This is a genomic window from Methylorubrum sp. POS3 (assembly GCF_043352485.1).
Classification (GTDB): domain Bacteria; phylum Pseudomonadota; class Alphaproteobacteria; order Rhizobiales; family Beijerinckiaceae; genus Methylobacterium; species Methylobacterium suomiense.
The window spans coordinates 1-16,899 of sequence record NZ_JAPRBT010000048.1 but is presented as its reverse complement, the minus strand read 5'-3'; the positions used below and the strand labels follow the sequence as shown (position 1 = coordinate 16,899).

The window sequence follows — 16,899 nt, the reverse complement described above, 5'->3', positions numbered from 1 at the left end:
GGCGACCTGATCGGCGCTCAGCCAGGCCGTGCGGTCCACGCCCGACCCGCTCACCACCGACACCGACTGACCCGATAGGCTCGTCGTGAGGGTGTCGCCGGCATCCGTATCGACGAAGCTCAAGGTACCGGTGCGCAGATGCTGTCCGGCGGAGCCCTCGACGATCGCCGCAGCGGAAACGGCGCCGGTCATCGTGGGCGCAGCGTTCGGATCCTGAAGGTCGACATTCAGCCAGGCGGTCGCCGTCTGCCCCCAGGCATCGACGATCTTGTAGCCGAAGCTGTCGACGGTTCCGGAGGCCACGGCGCCGACGGCGCGGGTATAGGTGTAGCTGCCGTCGGCAGCCATGATCAGCGTGCCATAGAGCCCCTTCAAGACGGAGCCGATCGACAAACCGCCGGCCTCCGACACCGTGGCCGCGTGGCTCGCATGGGTGAGAACGCCATCGGGAGCGGAGACCGCGAGCGAGGAGCCCACGGACTGCTTCGTCGAGAGACTCGTATTGGCGGCAGTCAGCTTCGGAGCGAGGTCGGCCCGATCGACCAGGATGAAATCGCTCGTCTTCAGATTGATCTTGGCAGCCAGCTCCAGCTTGAAATCGGCCTTCAGATCGCCGTCCGCATCGAGCTCGATCGTCGTCACACCGGAAGACTGCGTGTAGCGCACCTGCCAAGCGTTGCCGGTGAAGCTCTCGTCGCCGAGCCATTGCCAGCTCGTCAATGCCTTCGGGGCTCCCGCTATCGTTGCAAAATCGATTCGATCCTGCCCCTGCTGGAAATCCATGATCCGGTCGAGACCGTCATCCTTGAGCGACGTGTAGACAAAGATATCTTTGCCGCCACCGCCTGTGATGAAATCGCGACCGCCACCGCCGACGATGACATCGTCGCCGGCGCCGCCCTTGATGTAGTTGGAGCCGGTGCCGCCGAGAATATAATCGCCCTTGGACGTACCGTTGATCGCTGCGTTCGCGGACGCGGCTGTGATCTTGTTGAGCGACGAGAGATCGGGCAGGGCGCCGACGGCCTCCGTGCCGGGAGAGACCGGTCGACCGCTCGCATGCATGTTGTCGGAGTAGACCATATCCTTGGGACGCGAGGTCTGCTCGAGCGTCCCGTACATGCCATGATCGATGACGTTACCGACGACTTTCACACCGGTCACGGAACCGACAGCGTCCTTGGAATGCGTCAGGGTGGCTCCATCGGAAACCAAAACCGAGTAAGAACCGCCCAGGATCACGTTGTTCTTCACGGTCACATCGGAAACGTTGCCGCCTTCGCCGGTGATCCGAACGGCGTTGTTGGTCGCGACTTTCGCGTCGGGGGTCGAGCGCCAATCGATGACGTTGTCGGAAATGACGACAGCGCCCGTCGTCATCGGGATCCAGATGCCATCCGAGTGCGCACCGGTCGCGTATCCGGCACCGGCTAGGTAATTGCCCGAGATATTGCCGCTGACGATCGAGATTGCATCCGTCGGCGCGTCGATGAAGGCGCTGTTGGTGATCGTCGTGTTATCGCCACGCGAGTTCAGAAAGACATTGAAGCCCAACCGGTCAACCTTCTGCCCGTCGAAAGTCGCATGGTCGACGGTAAGGTTCTTGGTTCCGGCCACAGCATTGATCGAGTAAGCGCCGACCGAAGCGTCGAACGTCGAGTTCTTGATCGTCACGTCGTCGGCGCGCACGACCACCGCGACACCGCGAAAATCGATTCCGTCGAAAACCGCGCCCGACTTCGTGACGACCAGCGTGTTGACGGACTTGTTGTAATAGACGCCGTCCGCAGCCGTGAGGGATAGGAAGCTCTTTAGCTGATGATTGGCGAGTGGGTTGCCTAAATCGCTGCTGACGGCTGCGATGCCCGTCATGTTGTTGTTCGCGACGATCTGCGAGATATCGCTGGCGATTTTCATGACTATACTCTACTCGCCACCCAAGAGGGCAGCACATGCGTTGATCATGCTCCCAACATAATAGTGGCCCTATAAGCCCGCGTTCGACGGAATGCTCAAATTTTACGGACCGCGCACGTTTCCATGGAAACGGAGCGTGCATGGGGCTCATCCCCGGATATGGTCCAGATCGATGTCCGCCCGCGATAGAGGTGCAATCCGTCGCGAACCTGCTCTGCCGCGCCGAATACGGTCAGCGAACGCTGAATTCGGGAGTCTTGGTTAGGGGAGAGATATCGAGGACGTCGCGCGCAAAGCTCTCGACCAAAATGTCGTTACCGTAACCGCTCAAGTGGTCGGTGTCGTAGAAGAGAGGCTGCCCGCCTTCGATACCGGAACAGGTGTCCGAACGACAGAGGAGCGGGAACGGGTCCCATATTGCGGTGCGAGGTTGGTCCGCCACAAGCGATTGCAATTTGCGAAGGAGCGGCTCGCGCATGGACAAAAGCTCGCTCTTATCGAAAGCAGATGGAGCGAGCCTGCAATAGGCACTAGTGGTGGTCCAAGGGTCCGAGCAGCGAAACGGTGCGGTTTTAAGGAGCGGCTTCGGTGCTTCGAACACAATATGCGCGCCGGTCTGGAGGAGTTGGCTCAGCACCGGCGGCCATAAGGACGGCATTCCCTCATCCGAAGCGACATTCCTCACCGCGTCAGGAGCATTGCGGAAGGTCGTGCGATATCGTGGGAGATAAAGGGCGGTGATAAAAATCCGGTCTTGGGGCCGAGCCTCTTTCTGCAACCGAGCCAGGACGGCCGACCGAAAATTTCGACAAGCTGGGTCGGCGTTGTCCTCGACGTTGGGGAGTGTTCGACATCCCGCTTTGGTCATCACGACGACAGAAACACCGTAACGGGCAGCCAATCGCTGACCGAGGCGGAAATACGCACCTGCGTGCGAATCACCGGCGATGAACAGCCGCGGACGATCCCCTTTTCCGATACATCCGGACGGCGCGATCGTGATGAAACGCCCGCCATGCGTCCAGACGGTTGAGCTTGCGGTGTCGCAATCGCCCGACATGGCTGAAGGGATCGCCGTGGTGCGCCACACCGTTCGGTCGGCAGTGATGGACAATGCGAGCCGTGGGGCAAGCAGCATCAGCGTACCTACGATGGCAACGGATCCACCGAGCATCAAGGCTGCCCCCGCGAGCAGGGAGGCTGCACGGAACGATCTTTGCCGTGCCCAGAATCTGATCGGACGTTCGACAAGATAATGCGTCGTTGCAGCGAGCGCGAACGTAACGACGAACGCCAGCAAGATACCGAGAACAGGATCAGCCGGCCCGAACCAGCGGATCGCCACGACCACGACCCAATGCCACAAGTAGAGCGGATAGGAAATTTGGCCGACCCAAACGACCGGGTACCAAGACAGGAACCGACCGGCGGCACCACCATTCCCCGTGGCGATCAAGCCGATCAGTATGACCGCAGCGAGAGCAGGCGCCAGGGCCGAGGGAAACGGAAACAACGCCTCATCGAGGCCCAGCAGGGAATAACCAAGAAGGCCTAGAGCCGCGGCCGTGGCGACGGCGGATAAATGCTGATGGTGGAGCAGGATTCGAAATGCTGGGACGTAACTGAGGAAGAGGAGCACTCCGAGGCCGAACTCCCAAAACCGCGTAACGACGAGATAGAAACCTGCCGCTCCATTGCCGACGAAACCCAGTGCTGCAAAAGAAAAAATCGTGCCTGTGGCGAGAATTACGATTCCCGCTCGAGATCGTGACACTCGAGGAGAAAGTATCAGCGCTGCGATCGGGGGAAATATAAGATAAAATTGCTCTTCGACACCAAGAGACCACGTATGAGTAAATAAATTGAACTGCGCAATATCCGAAAAATAGTCTCCCGATATGCTGTAAAGCAGCACATTGCTGACACCCAAGAGGGCCGCAATCCCTGTCGGCAGCACATAATTTGTATCAGGAACGGATGGTAGCAATATTGTGGCAAAAAATGCGGTCGATGAGACCATAAAACCAAGAGCTGGATAAATACGAAAAAATCTTCGCTTATAAAAATCACAGAAAAATGAGGAAAATGTTTCAAAATTTTCTTTGCTGACTGAGCGAGCGACGACAAAACCAGAAATTACAAAGAAAATGTCGACGCCGACGAATCCGCTCGGACAGAACCTTGGGTTGATATGGTAGAGGATGACAGAGCCGACGGCCACGGCCCGCAATCCATCGATACCAGGGATGTAGCCGCCGCGCGCAGGCAAGTCTCACGTTCCGAAACGGTCATGGTGGCGGAAGACAGCAATCACTGCTGAAGTGAAATTGACGCAGTTTATGTCGCAATCGCCTGGCGACCGCAATCGGACGCTAGCTCGCACAAGCGGCACTCGCTCAATGCAAGGAGCTTTGGATGCACAATGTCAAAAATTTTCGGCCGACATCGATCTGCCGCTAAAATTATCCCAAAACCCTATATCTTAACAATAATACAATTGAGCGTCATCGCAAATGACGGAATGCTTAACTTACGATCTGCTGCTGATTTTGTTGCAAAGACAACTTAGACCTACAGTCATTGCGTGCGTTGGTGTACGAGCACGATCATCATGCAAAATATATACTTGGTTCGAGCCATATCTCAGTCGCTGGAACGAAGATGGCTTGTCTGAATAGCGGTCAGTGAAGGCGATCGAGCCCCTACCAAGCCATGCGTTTCCAGATTTTCCACCGTCGCGTCAGCCTATCGACGATGCGTTCCGGCCGCGTGCGATGGCGGTCACCGTACCAAGGCATGAGCTGCAGGCCATCGTCCCCACGGTGATAGTAATAGTTCGGCACGGGGTGGAAGTTGCGCATTCGCAGATGGAACACTTCGCACTGGCTTGAAGCCTGCGGCGGAACGATCCAACGCCAATCGGCGGCGACGCGACGCCCCTGTGCCTGCTCGCGTCGATGAAACTCCATGTACTGGTCGCTCGCGGCATGATGATCGACCATCGTCACGCCTGCCTGCCGGAAAGAGTGGAGAACGGCGCGGTTGAGTTCGGTGAGGGCAGTGTCCCTCCAGAGGCGCGCGCCCGAGGGCGCCGGATCGAGACCGAATGCGCGGGCGATGTCAGGGAGGAGGTTGTAGCGCTTCACATCGACGAGGTTCCGTGAGGCGATCTCCGTGCACATGTAGAAGCCGTTGAATGGCGCGCAGGGATAATCGATACCGCCGATCGTCAGGATCATCCCACTGACACAGGGTACCGCGTACCAACGCAGGGCCATCTCCGCGAGCGCCGCGTGAGCGGGATGTAGGATCGGGATTTCCCGCACGGATCCTGTCGGCAGCGAGAAGAGTGCACGGCGGTCGGCGGCATCCCGGATCAGGAACGGAAGCTGGTCGAAGCGTGTCGGATCCCCCGGGGGGCGCCAACCGAGCGACCGCGCGATCCGGGTCGCCTCGACGTTCTGGCGATCGCCGAGAACGGAGCCGTCGGCCATGGCATGTCCGGCATATTGTGTGATCTGTTGGCTCTCGACATAGGCTGGGAAGCGTTGCCTTTCGATCGGCGCGAAGACCGAAATGATCGAGCGCACCCGCCCATCGCCGAGCGCCTCGGTCATATGATCGGCGATCCGGGCGGCCATTGCCTCAGGCTCGGTCGCATGGCGGCAATCGGCGACCTCGAGACTTTCCCAGAACAGCCGCCCGATGCAGCGGGCATGGTTGCGCCATGCGAGGCGGGCTCCGAAAGCCAGTTCGTCGGGTGTGTGCTCATAGTGGCCTGAGCGGGAAAGGCTGCGGCGAACGTCCGCCCAGCGTCGGGCGAAGGCGGATCGCGTACCTCCCGTCGCTTCTCCGTGAAGCTGCAGGAAGGCTCGCGCCTCCTCACGAATTTCCAGTGAAGAAAGGTGACGCCGGCGGCGTTCGAGCGGATTGCTGCCCGTTGCGTAACCGTTCTTGACGAGTCCGAGGCGCGCCAATTTTCGAAGCGCGAAGCGTTCGGCCATTACATCAAGCCATCGAACTGGCGCGCACTGTCTCTCAGACGGCGTCGATTGATCTCGTAGACCGCTGCGAGCGCCCGCGCTTTGGCACGCCGGTACCCGCGGTGAGCCATTGCGGGATTGCGATACTCGGCCCGTGCTTGACGCTCGCGAAGAAATCGCACCAGCACCGCGTCCGTTGACGTACCCCGCGCCATCACGGCTTTGAAGATCGGGGTATCCTGGAGAAGCGAGAAGTCGTTGAATCGCACACGATCCAAGTAACGACTGTGGGCCTCGAGGAAGTCGGCTGTCGCCTCCATGTCCTCGTCTGTCTCGCCAGGGAATCCCTTGAACATCGTACAACGGATCGAAAGCCCAGCCTCGTGGGCATGGCGGATGAAAGCGGCGTTGCCCTCTACCGAGGAGCCCTTCCGCATCAGGTCGAGAAGACGCTGGCTGCCGCTTTCGAGTCCGAAGCTGATCCGCCGCATGCCGCCAGCGACCGCTGCCTGAAGATCCCTTCGAGAAAGTCCATTGTCACGTCGCTGGTCGACATGGACCGTGCCGATCCACTCCGCGCCCTGTACGTATCGCCCCACATTCTCGGCGATACCGCGGATCATATCCGGATAAGAGTTGAGCTTGAGGTCCAGGAACAGAAAGCTGGCCACGTTGTGCCGACGGGCCTGCTCTTGCATTTCCAACAGAACCGACTCGACGGAGCGTGTACGAAAGGTACGGCCGCTGACGGAAACGACGTCCGAGCAGAAGGCGCATTTGTCCCATTGGCACCCACGCCCCGTCATCAAGGGCATGATTCGAACGGGGTACCGGTCCCAGGGAAAGTCGGTGAAGTCGGGCATCGGCGTCGCATCGAGATCGCGCAATGGCCTCGCAGCGCTCGATCGCGTTCCGTCCGGTAGAGTGATACCCGGATACCGGGTGAGATCGCCCCCATCGCAAACTGTATCGATGATATCGGGGACGGACAGATCGGATTCGGCCCCGACGATCCCGACAATCCCCTCAAGGCTACGCCACGCGTCAGCCACGCCCGTCACGTTGAACATCGGGCCGCCGAGCAGCACCGGAATGCCGTGGGCAGCCGCAATCCGCCCGATGTCCCGCACCGAATTGAAATGCTGCAGGTAGGCAGACAATAGGATGATGTCGGGTCTGCGACCGAGCGCCCGCTCGACCTCCCGCAGGACTGTCGGGTGTGACCGTTCGCGCGACCACGAATGGACAGCCCGCAGACTGTCGCGCACGTTCAGAAAAGGCTGCCAATCCGAGAGATGGATCCGGCGCTGCACATGATCGGCCAAAGTCTCGCGCCGCTCGCGCTGTACGGCCGGTACATCGTAGGCAAGCGGGCAGATCACCTCGACTTCGTCGCCCCGGTTTCGAAGCGCAGCCACAATGAGCCCCACGGCCAGCGTCGGAAAGCTGGCGAAGTTGTTGAGATCAACCAGAAGCACCCTGCGACTCGACACGGGGCGAATGGCGATAGCGGCGGACGTGGACGGGGCCGCGGAACGTGCACTTCTCACCGCACGTGGAACGCGCCTGATCTCGCTCATGACACAGAGCCTTATTCCGTGCATCCGCTTCAATCGAAGCGATTCAATAAAGCAGATAGTCAGAGGCCCAGGTCAACCGAATCCAACAATAAAGATTGTGAATCGGGGCGCACGCAAAAAAATCTCAGCCCCTAATGAGTCGCCGTCGAGGCTCACAATTCTCCCCGAAGCTATCGCAATACGATTGCCATTTTGCGCGGAAACTAAATTTAAACAGTTTATAACATCGCAGAGTATATAACCGCGATTTTGGAGATATAAAAAAACAATCAGGGAATTTTCAGGCTCGCAAAATTGCTTCAATAGACTGAGAGTCTCATCCAGATTCGGACGACATATGAATGTGAACTTTCCGTCGGTGAGCGGCTCACCGTCCCCAGATGGGGCGTATTCCGGGCAGCTACCGAACCGAATTGGGATCGGTTCTGAAATGCCTCACATCAGGGAGATATGGCACGTCGCTCATCGAGCGATGGCTTGGCAAGGCCAATTTGAGAAGAAACCGCAGGGCTCAGCCTCAAGCGATGTCGCAGTGCTACCGATTATGGCGAACACGTTGCCCACCATTGTCCGCATGAACCGCGTACGGAGCTTCAGAATACGCGACGCAAAGCTCAGCGAACTGAGCGAAGGTCTCTGTCGTGAGAGTGTCCTGCGGGTACGAGGAGTGCTCTTCAATGCTGAAGACACCAAAGCACGAGCAGAGCGGGATCACACCAACTTCCAGTATCCGGAACGTCCCGAGCTCGTAGCGGGCCGAAGACACCGTACAATGAATCCGAAGTCAGCGTAGTTGAATCTTATTCCTCGCGGTCGTCGCATCTCCCGCTGTCCTGAACATCGGAGCGACATTGTCGCGAACAATCACGCCGCTTGAGGGCCTTCCCTCTTTCGAGGCGCGGACTTCGATCCAGACCCGCCTTGTCGGATCGATCGTCGCAACCGTGTTCCCCTCCACAACGATGTCATCGACTCCGTAGATCGCAATCGCATTCCAATGGTTCAGGCGAAGCGAATTGTTGGTCACTCGCATATTCCGCCACCGGCCATCGAACACCACGATGCCTTGCATGTAGTCTCCGGGACCGGCAAATTCGATCGTATTGCCGTCGATCAATATATTGCTGAACAAGCCGCCATTCGGGGCTGGGAAACCTTGGATACCATCCGCGTGGAGCTGCTCGGCAGGCGTATGATGCCCACCGCGAATTCGATTTGATTGGATGCGTATATCGTTGGCGCCAAACTCGATCGCATCGTTTCCGAAGGACTCAAAACTGCATCCCTTCACGGCGCTGCCATCACCGCCGAGATAAAGGCAATTACGGAGATTGAAAAAGCGACAGTCACTGACGCTGACATTGCGGCCGCGGACGAACAGCCCAACGCCGTAGGGTCTGTCAATCCAATCCTGCGGGCCCCAGGTCGTTGAGCTTTCCTCCGTGGAGAAGTTGCATCGCTCGAATGAGAGGCCTTTGGAGGATGGATCAACGATAACAAGGCCTGGGATTGTGGGGCTGGCGCGGACCCCGCGAAAGGTCAATTGCTGGAACGACAAGCCCTCGCAGCCGCGAATGGACGTCGCGTCGATCACGGTGTCGGCTTCGCCGATGATCTCCGTTGGCAACCCGCGAAGCCCCTGCAAGGTCATCGGGCCGTACTGTCCGGCCCCGAGACGAATTCGTCTCGCACCATCGCGGACAGCCTTTTGAATAGCGGCACCAAGGCTTCCGGGCTGCCCCGGTCGCAGAACTATCTCCTCGGCAGCATCTACAGAGGCGGATCCCCCCAAGCAAACGACGGCGCCGAGAGCGATGAACACTTGACGGCGGTTCGGGGCGGGAAATCGAGCATTCATTCAGGTTACGTCCCGTGAGGCTGCCGAACTATGTGACAACCTTACACGAGCGTCTAGGTGCCTGCTTAACGGCCGCTCAGTTATCCGGCGAAACCGCGGCGCTTTCGCGAAGCACCGGAAGCTGTGCCCACGGCATTTCCCCCAGCCATAGCTGTACTGACTTGAACGCCGCCGTTGAGGTCAACCCAGTAGCGGGGGCGTTCCGCTGATTGGCGCTTGAGCCACGAATAATTTAGAGCCGTCCAGGGCAGAACGCTGCCCTGCAAATTGTCGAGCACGTAATCGCCGGCATCCGTCCGCACTGTCAGCACCAGATGGCCCTGGCCAGCGCGCGTCATAACGATCGCGAGAGAAAGAGCAGCGGCTGGATAACCAAGCCGCGACAGTTCGTCACGCTTCTGCACAGCGTAGTCGTTGCAATTCCCAATACGCGTCTCAAGCGACCAGTTGTCACCACCTTTCGATGCGTCCGGAGCAATGCGAGAATTGACCGCTTTGTTCACGGCACGCATTTCAGCCAACCGACTTTCGGTCAATTGGATGACCCTGCCTCCGTTGCTGCTGTCCAAACATTGATTTTGATACCGCATACAGAACGCTACGAACGCCATGGGTGCGATCGTCGTGTCACCCTCGGGGAGGAACATTGCGCCGGACGAGCCATGCCCGCCGCGCTCAGTCGCCGCTGCAGCCCCTATCGAAACGAATAGGGACGCTAGGACGAAGGCTAAACCTGTCGAAGGTTTCACAGTGGTCTCCCTGTCAATTGAGGAGACCATAAGGTGCTCGTCCTAAGCCTAGCTTAATTGCGCACCTGAGGCGGTGCGCACATGATGGATAACATCCGGTATCCCAGTCACCTTTCATTCGCGGCAATCTGGGAAGAGTGCAGCCCCGAGGGCCGGCACGATCAAACGTGAAGCGGTTTCAGGGCGGGGATGGCTGCCATCCGGCAGTGCCGAAGCAAGCTCGCTTGCCGAGAGCTTTTTCCAGGACGGGCGATGGTCGACAAACATCAGGCCTTCTGACTCTGCGATGCGGGCATTGATGTCGTAGTAGCGGTCCAAGAATGGCCTGATGGCCCCGCGCAGACCGATCACCGGATTCATGGCCATGAGGACGATGCGCGGGGGAGGGGAGCCCGATTTCAAAACAGCGACAATTCTACGGAGATTGGATTCACTTTGGGATGGCAGCATGAGTCGGTTCAAGGCCGCATCGTTCACCGCGAATTCGACCAGCACGATGTCCGGGCGTCGGGCGACAACGTCCGCTACCGCTTCGAGGGCCCATCGTGAGGTCGCACCGACACGCGCAATCGTCTCCACCGTGACGGCACGTCCGCCACAACGCTCTAGCGTCTGAGCGAGGGCGTCCTGCCAACCGCCGCGCGCCGTGAGACTCGTTCCAAAGGCCACGACACGTAACGGAGCATCCTTCGCCAAAGTCGCTTTTGAGACGAGCATCATCACAAAAACAATCAAAAGATGCAAAATGCAGAGGAGGTTCAATATTTTGCGCACACCGTGGCCCTATCCCGGCAGCGGCACATCCGCCCCGCGGTAAAATTCAAAGGCTGGCGGATGAGACCATTCCCGCTCAGGTGCATTTTAGCAGCTCAGCCCTACCGCAGCCATTTGTGCACCGCACTAAGTAGTAAAAAGCAACAGCAAATCGACGCCGAATTTACAACTTCAGGTATGATATATATCTTATCAACTATCTGTGATTTTATCCAGTCGACACGGAAAGTGTGACAAGCCTACCACAAGTCAAGTTCTGACCTCACCGGCCGCGCTCTTCCGGCAAACATAAGTCCTGATCCTGCGCGCTTACAGGGCAAGTTGTCTTCCTAAGCCAATCGACAAATCGTCGAGAGTACGCAAGTGGTCTACTCAATTCGTATTGCAGGAAGAATCTGCGTCCAAATTTATCAAAATAAACAAATATAGCAGACGGTCACAAGCCACAAGTGAGCTAGATGATTTTCAAATTATAGGCAGCATAAAACTTTGTGACAGGTTCGCTTCATAGAAATAGGTGAATATTCGCCCGATGAGCAAATCATAAGCTGAGGGTATGGATACAACTAATACATTAATATGGCAAAGTGCTCAAATTACTGGACGTGCGGATAGCGTGCAAATTAGACACAATAAATGCAATAAGCTGTTAACCAATTAGAAGTGCGCTGCAGCGCCTCTCGACGCAACCGCGAGATAATGTTAAGAGTTTGTAAAATTCGGCGATGCCTACGAGGCCCGCCGCCCGTTAGGTCTTGCGACAGAGCGACATGGCGAACTCGGCACCGACGATCAGCGGCAGCGTATCTGCGGGAATCAAGGAGGGGGCAGCCTCATCCTATCTCCGTACGGGCAGCCTCAATTTCGCTGACTCCGACACTGGCGATACGCTCACCGTTGGACTCGCAAGCCAAACGATCGTTTACCGATCGAGCGACGGGACTGACCTCACGTCATCCCTGACGAGCGCTCAGACGGCCGCATTTCTGCAGGCGTTCTCGATCCCCGGGGGCTCGCTGGGCCGCAACTCCGGATCGCAAACGTGGAGCTACGCGCTCAGCGAAGGGAACCTCGATTTTCTAGCGGCTGGCCAGACCGTCACGGTAACGTCGACGGTTCAGGTCAGTGACGGCAACGGCGGATCAGCGACGAAGGACGTCGTTGTAACGGTGACGGGAACGAATGATGCACCTAAAATCGTAGCCGTTGCGCCTGGCGATTCTTCGATCTCTGCGTCTGTCACCGAAGCCCCCAATACGGTCGCCAGCACGGCCGTAACGACACGCGCTGGCAGCATTGCTTTTGCCGATGTCGATCTCGCCGATACCCATACCGTTCAAGTGGCGGCAAAGGCAGGAGGTTACGCGGGTACCCTCACGGCTGTCGTGGGAACCGATACGACAGGAGGAAAGCCCGGCCGAGTCGACTGGACTTATTCCGTCGCCGACAAAGCCCTCGATTATTTGGCCGCCGGCCAGCAGGCCACTCAGGTTTATACAGTCACCGTGCAAGACGGCAAGGGTGGCGTCGTCAAACAAGACGTAACTATTACTCTTATTGGCTCCAACGACGCGCCAACTGTGTCGGGCGGCAGTTCCGGCGCTATTTCCGAGGGAACTGCGGGCTCTTATACCAAGACGGGAACGCTGCAATACTCGGACGTAGACCTGGCCGATCGGCTCACATCTGGGATTACGAGCCAGACGATCCAATGGAAAACTTCTACCGGTATTGACCTCACCTCGAAAATCACGGCCGACCAAGCCTCTGCTATTTACAAGGCTTTTTCCATTCCGCTTGGTGACCTCGGCACCAACAAAGGCTCTGCCTCGTGGTCTTTCGCAATTAATGACAGCGCTATCGACTTCCTTGGTCGTTTGGATGTCTTAACACTGACCACGAATGTCCAATTCAGCGACAGCAAGGGCGGGACTGCAACTAAGCCAATCACAATCACGATTTACGGCGTCAACGACACGCCGACAGTCGAAGCACTGAGCATCGGCGATGCGAAGGTCACCGCCAACGTTGTGGAGGCCACAAACGTCACCGGGTCGGCGTCGACGTCGTCGGCTCGGGGGAGCTTCTCTTTCACCGATCTTGACGTGAATGACGTCCACACGATCAGTGTGAAGGCATCCGCAACAGGTTATCTCGGCACGTTCACGCCGATCCTCTCCTACGATACCACCGGTGGCCAGCCGGGGACGATCGATTGGAGCTTTTCTGTCGCCGACAAGGCGCTGGATTATCTCGCAGTTGGGCAGCAACTCACCCAGGTCTACGCCGTCACAATTACGGACGGCAAAGGCGGCTCCGTAACGCAGAACGTCACCGTCAATCTGACGGGGGTGGATGACGCACCGATCCTAACGGGCATCGCCGCGAGCGCGATGATCTACGAGCCTCTCGCGGCCGCTACCGGCAGCACCCCGATCAATCGCGGGGGCACGATCACGGTTGCCGACCCCGATCAGACGGATCACCTGTCCATCAGCGTCGGATCGTATCAGATCCGCTACTTGGACGCTCAGGGTAAGGATCTCTCGGCAGCGTCCTACGATTCGCTCACCGACACTCAGCGCGCAGCAGTCGATCAAGCCAGCAAGCTCGGCCAGTACCTCAAAATCTCGCAATCAAGTTCGGGTGCCACGGGGGTAATCGGTTGGAATTACGCGATTGATCCTGCGAAGCTGAGTTTTCTCGGCGCGGGTGAGACCGTCACGGTGACCTCGAACGTCTCCGTGCAAGACCTCGACGCATCGGGTTCGCCAACCGGCGCCGCCGTCTTGAAACCGATCAGTGTTACGCTGGTGGGTTCCGAGGCCGCCACTTCGGTCAAATCCTACCTCACGTCGATCGTCGATAAGTCCTATCTCTCCACCGTCGCGAGCGGCTTTACCGTCGGCAATCAGATTCCCGTCGGGTCCCTCGGCTCATGGTCGTCGTTGACGGCGCAGGATGGCGTTGTCTTCCGTGCACCCATTTTCATCGAAGTCACCCAGAACGGCGCAACGTTCGATGGCATCGATTTTCGTGGCAAGCAGGTCATCGTAAAAGCCGACAACGTCACATTCACAAACTGCTATTTCGACACATCGGGCTTGGTCGGACAGAGCCCGCTCACCATTGCGGCCGGCGCATCGAACACAGTCGTCGATCATTCGACTTTCGACGGGTTGAAGCGCGACTATTCGGTACCAAACCTAATCTCGTCGAGCGGTATCAACACGACCCTATCGAACAACACGTTTTTCAATGCGCCGGTCGATGGCATCTACATCGAGAATGGAAAGGTCGTCGGCAACTATTTCTCCGGTGGCGCCTACTTCGCCCCAGGCCATTCGGATGCGATTTGGATCGGCAAGACAACGGGATCGGTACTCATCGAAAACAACGTCATCGACTGGCGCAATCCGGACGATGCACGGACCTATACGAACAACGCCATTCGCATATCCGGCGAAATGGGCAACGTCGATGATGTAACCATCCGAGACAATGTCCTCATTGGTGGCAACCATACGATTACTGTTACCGCCGGTGCGACCTGGACACACACCGCCGATCAGGTCGGCACGATCACCAACGTCCGGATCTATGACAACGTCATCGATTTGGGCACCATCGGCTCCATCGATCCGGCCGATCGACCGGCCGATCTCTACATCGGCAACAATTCTGCGCTCGCTGGGTCTGGGCTTCGGTTTGGCTCCGAAGCGGTTGGTTCCATGCCGAACCTTGCTGCAATGAGTGTTGTCAGCGGCGGCGCTATGCCATCGACCATCACGGCGACGGCGGCCTCTTACGTCCTCGGCGGGATCGGCTCCGACGTGCTCAATGCTGCGTCGAGCGGCAGCAACGTCATTCAAGGCGGCCTCGGTCGCGATTTCATCACCGGCGGGCCTGGGACCAACACCTTTCTCTACAAGTCGACCGGCGATGGTGCCGACTGGATTAAGGTTTTTAATGACGCAACCGACAAAATTGATTTGTCCTCACTCGTCGAGCTCGAAAGTAAACATCTGTCTGCGTCCGATTGGCTCTGGCTCGACACGGCTTCTTTCACGGGGCGCGCGTTCCAGATCAATGCGGTTTACAACGCCTCCCTCGACCGCACGGTGATCGGGGTCGACATCAACGGCGACATCAAAGCGGATCTGCAAATTCAGCTGTCCGGCCGTCACACGCTGACGCAATCCAATTTCGTGCTTGAGCATCCTGACAAGCCCGCAAGCATTCTTGGTTCGCTGTGGTCGGGTGCCGGCTTCGACCTTGGGGCCAATACGCTGACGATCCCATTCAAGCTCGCCGATGCCCCCCTTGTGGTACGGGACGGGGTCGTTGCGCTTCAGGACACCGACGGCACGCTCCTGCCGCTCGACGGCATGGGAACGTACAAGTTTCTCGATCAGACGGTCGTCCAAAACGACGGCTCGGCGCTCGTCGATGATCTCTGGTACGTCGCGTTGCAGCGTGGGGATTTGCGAAACGGTCTGGATGCTGAGACCCACTACGAACAGACGGGCTGGCAAGCAGGATACGATCCGAACCCGTATTTCTCGACCTCCGGCTATCTCGCGTCTCATCCTGATATCGCGGCAGCTGGTATCAATCCCTTGGAACACTGGTCCGAGGTCGGTTGGAAGCTCGGTTTCGATCCGAGCGCATCCTTCGACGTCAAAAGTTATCTGCTACGCTATCCTGCTGTCGCGGCTTCAGGTGTCGATCCGCTGACCGATTACCTCACCGTCGGCAAATCAGCCGGACGTGTCGCTTACGGTGCGATCGGAGACGACGTTGCCGCGACCGGCTTCGATGCGCAGTATTATGTGCTAGCCCACCCGGACGTCGCATCGAGCGGCGTGGACCCGTATACGCATTACCTCACGGTCGGCTGGCAGAACGGATACAACCCGAACGCCTTTTTCAACGTTTCCGGTTATCTCGCCGCTTATCCGGACGTCGCTGCCGCAGGCACCGATCCGCTGCAAGACTACATCAACGGCGGATGGCAGGCTGGACGTATCCCCAGCGCTGATTTCGACGGTGCTCTGTATCTGACGATGAACCCTGACGTCGCGGCAGCAGGCCTCAACCCGCTCGTGCATTTCCTTCAGATCGGAGCCAATGAAGGTCGCGTCGCCTTCTCGGTCGGGACTGTGTCGGGGGATGTCGCACCGGCAGGCACAAACGACGCCGTCGTCGTCCTTTCGTCGGCGGTCAGCGTCGATGCAAGCTCGGGCGTCCTGGCCAACGACACCGATGCAAACGGCGATGCGCTCTCGGTTCTGGCAGTTCAGCACGACGGCTTCGGTGTGGGTCAGGCCGTACAGGGCCAATACGGTGAACTGACACTCGCGAAAGATGGGTCATACACCTATCAGGCGAACAATCTCAGTGGCCCCGTCGGGACGCCACTCTATGACACGTTCAATTATGTTGTAACCGACGGTCGCGGCGCAAACTCGAGCGCGGTCCTTACGCTGCGGGTCGATCGCCTTGGTACGGCCAGCGACGATGCGCGCGACCTCGCGCTCCACATCGGCGAAGCAAGCTCGGCGGGTGCGAGTGCGGGCGTACTCGCCAACGACAGCGACCCGGATGGGGTGCTGAGCGTAGTGGATGTCAACGGGGCAGCCGTCGGTTCATCGATCCAAGGTCTCTACGGCACGCTGACGATGTCGGCGGACGGAAGTTATACCTATTCTCGCACGGCCGAAATATTGCCGGCGGATGCGAAGGAGAACTTCCGTTACTCGGTGACCGACGGCAGTGGGCAACTGAATGCCGCCTGGCTGACCATCGCGGTGACCGAGCCGCCAGTGGTCAATCTCTTCACGCCGACCATCTCGGGTACGACCGAGGGCGCCCTCATCGAGGGCGACACCACGGTCGTCACGACCGGAGGCAAGCTCTCCTTCTCGGATGGCGACATGTGGGACCGGCTCACGACGAGCCTGTCGGTTCAGTTGGTGTCGGTGGCGAGCGGGTCGGGCGTGGACCGCACGGCCTGGCTGAGCGCCGATCAGGTCGCT

8 protein-coding genes are annotated in these 16,899 nt (G+C 58.3%); 1 reads left to right on the top strand and 7 read right to left on the bottom strand.

The genetic code is table 11. From position 1 onward, the window contains the following. From OWC43_RS24095 to OWC43_RS24065, 7 genes are all read right to left on the bottom strand, one after another. A partial coding sequence (locus OWC43_RS24095; RefSeq protein ID WP_393958830.1) for a M10 family metallopeptidase C-terminal domain-containing protein occupies positions 1 to 1,917 on the bottom strand: 1,917 nt, incomplete at its 3' end. Between the two features lie 232 nt (positions 1,918 to 2,149). Beyond that, positions 2,150 to 4,186, bottom strand: coding sequence for an acyltransferase family protein (locus OWC43_RS24090; RefSeq protein WP_393958829.1), 2,037 nt, complete (start codon positions 4,184 to 4,186; stop codon positions 2,150 to 2,152). A 433-nt stretch (positions 4,187 to 4,619) separates the two neighbouring features. After that, positions 4,620 to 5,921 (bottom strand): nitric oxide synthase oxygenase, encoded by a 1,302-nt coding sequence (locus tag OWC43_RS24085; protein ID WP_393958828.1) that lies wholly within the window; start codon positions 5,919 to 5,921, stop codon positions 4,620 to 4,622. Then, positions 5,921 to 7,378: a B12-binding domain-containing radical SAM protein gene (locus tag OWC43_RS24080; protein WP_393958827.1), complete on the bottom strand. Its 1,458-nt coding sequence runs from the start codon at positions 7,376 to 7,378 to the stop codon at positions 5,921 to 5,923. Before OWC43_RS24080 ends, OWC43_RS24085 begins: the two co-directional genes overlap by 1 nt. Positions 7,379 to 8,264: 886 nt before the next feature. Continuing rightward, complete coding sequence (locus OWC43_RS24075) at positions 8,265 to 9,302, bottom strand: right-handed parallel beta-helix repeat-containing protein (RefSeq protein ID WP_393958826.1); 1,038 nt, start codon at positions 9,300 to 9,302, stop codon at positions 8,265 to 8,267. A 116-nt stretch (positions 9,303 to 9,418) separates the two neighbouring features. Then, on the bottom strand, positions 9,419 to 9,985 hold the full coding sequence (locus tag OWC43_RS24070) for a transglutaminase-like cysteine peptidase (RefSeq protein ID WP_393958825.1): 567 nt from the start codon (positions 9,983 to 9,985) through the stop codon (positions 9,419 to 9,421). A gap of 216 nt (positions 9,986 to 10,201) precedes the next feature. Beyond that, entirely contained in the window at positions 10,202 to 10,861 is a 660-nt protein-coding gene (locus tag OWC43_RS24065) for an SGNH/GDSL hydrolase family protein (protein ID WP_393958824.1), read from the bottom strand. A 770-nt stretch (positions 10,862 to 11,631) separates the two neighbouring features. Between OWC43_RS24065 and OWC43_RS24060 the strand changes: the two genes are divergently transcribed. Beyond that, on the top strand, positions 11,632 to 16,899 hold a 5,268-nt coding region (locus tag OWC43_RS24060), incomplete at its 3' end, for a beta strand repeat-containing protein (protein ID WP_393958823.1).